Source organism: Calderihabitans maritimus (assembly GCF_002207765.1).
GTDB lineage: Bacteria > Bacillota > KKC1 > Calderihabitantales > Calderihabitantaceae > Calderihabitans > Calderihabitans maritimus.
This window is the reverse complement of record NZ_BDGJ01000127.1, coordinates 1-1764: the sequence shown is the minus strand read 5'-3', so window position 1 is coordinate 1764 and position 1764 is coordinate 1. Positions and strand designations below refer to the sequence as shown.

The following is a 1764-nucleotide window of genomic DNA, read 5'->3' as shown; positions in this document are numbered from 1 at the left end:
GTTAGTGTAAAATAAACTTGGGTAGAATCCATCAATTTCCACAAGGGAGGATTTGGGGCAAAAAAATAGAAGAACCTCCAATGTAAACCCATCACAACTAACAAGGAGGTTCTTCCATGAGCACATCCCCGAAACTTAAAGAAGCTCCGGAGATACTTGCGGAAAGCCCAATAATGAACCATCCACAAGTACGTGCCCTTATTTACAGTGTATTAGTATCTGGCGGAAGTTTCAATACACTGGAACGGGAACTTTTCAAGATATTTAGGGAACTATTTGTAAAACTATTGGGTGCTGTACTTGAGGCAATGGACAAGATGATATTACATAGTGCTATACGCGAAGGCTGGGAAGTAGCGGATATACACGAAAGGGAATTGGAAACCAGCCTTGGCATAGTAAGATACAAGCGGCGATACTACAAAAAGCGCACGATTGACGGCGGACACATTTACGGGTACTTACTTGACGACCTACTGGGCTTGGAAAGAGGCAAGAACCTAACGCCCAGGCTGGTACAGATGGCGTTAATGGTGGCATCTAACAACTCCTACCGCAAAACAGCCAGCATCCTGGAAGAACTTTTAGGAGTAAAAATCAGCCATGAAAGTATTCGCCAGGCGGTACTTGCTGCTGGGGAGCATATCTCCCAATGGGATCAAGAGACGGCCCTTGACGGAACAGGGAAAAAAGTAGTTCCCATACTAATCATCGAAATAGACGGAACAAATCTAAAAAGACAGCTTCGTAAAAAAAGCAAAAAGAAACGCAAAGACCAAAAGACCTTTGAACTAAAAACAGCAGTAGTATATGAAGGCTGGGAGAGTACCATTACCGGGGAAACCAAACTAAAAAACCCCCAATACTTTGTTTATGTAGGTGAAGGAAAAGAATTCTGGGAGGCGTTAGAAAGGCACCTTAGCCGCACCTATGACCTGGACGGGTGTCGGAGAGTAATCGTAGGAGGCGACGGAGCTACTTGGGTAAGGCAGGGAGCAGAGATACTGGGAGCAGAATACCAATACTGTCGTTTTCACCTGGAAAGGGACATGAGGCAGCTATTTGGAGGTACCCCTGAACTCAAACAAGCTGTCCGTAAGATACTGGAAAACAACGACCGTGAAGCCTTCAACATCCTACTGGAAACCTTAAAAAAAGACGAAAAAGACAGCGAGCGCCGAAAAAGACTGATAGCATTTCAAAGTCTAATCAACAGCGTATGGGAAGGCATAATCGACTGGCGTAAAAGGGGAAAACCTGTACCAGAAAACGCTCGAGGGTTGGGAGTAATCGAAGCCAATATTGGACATACCATCACACGGCGCTTCAAACACCAGTGTGCTTCCTGGACGCCGCACGGAGCCCACTGTCTGGCCAAAGTACGATGTGCGGTGCGGAATGGGAACCTTAAAGAACTGACAGAGCTCAAAGGCCCGCCGAGGGCTGTTGGAGATGAGGCAAGAAGGGAATATGCTTTTAACGGCTACTGGGCTAAGAAAGAAACAGACGGGGTCAACAAAACAGATCCAGCACAATGGTGCAAAGCAACAATGCCGGCAGCATATGGACCAGATCAAAGAGCCAGAGAGCTGGCAAAGGTAATAAGTCAGCTCACAACGGAATGGTTATTTTAAAATCAACCTCAGAGTAGTTAGGGAACGAGCAACTATATAATCCATAAATACCCATATTTGTAAAATAATAATATATTAAGTGGTTACATTGGAGGATATCAGAAGTTACCCAAAAGTACTTGACAGCAAC

At 45.1% G+C, this 1764-nt stretch carries 1 protein-coding gene; it reads left to right on the top strand.

Going from position 1 to position 1764, the window contains the following annotated elements; translation table 11 throughout:
* Positions 1-116 precede the first annotated feature (116 nt).
* Positions 117-1634, top strand: coding sequence for an ISLre2 family transposase (locus KKC1_RS11245; RefSeq protein ID WP_088554550.1), 1518 nt, complete (start codon positions 117-119; stop codon positions 1632-1634).
* Positions 1635-1764: the final 130 nt, after the last annotated feature.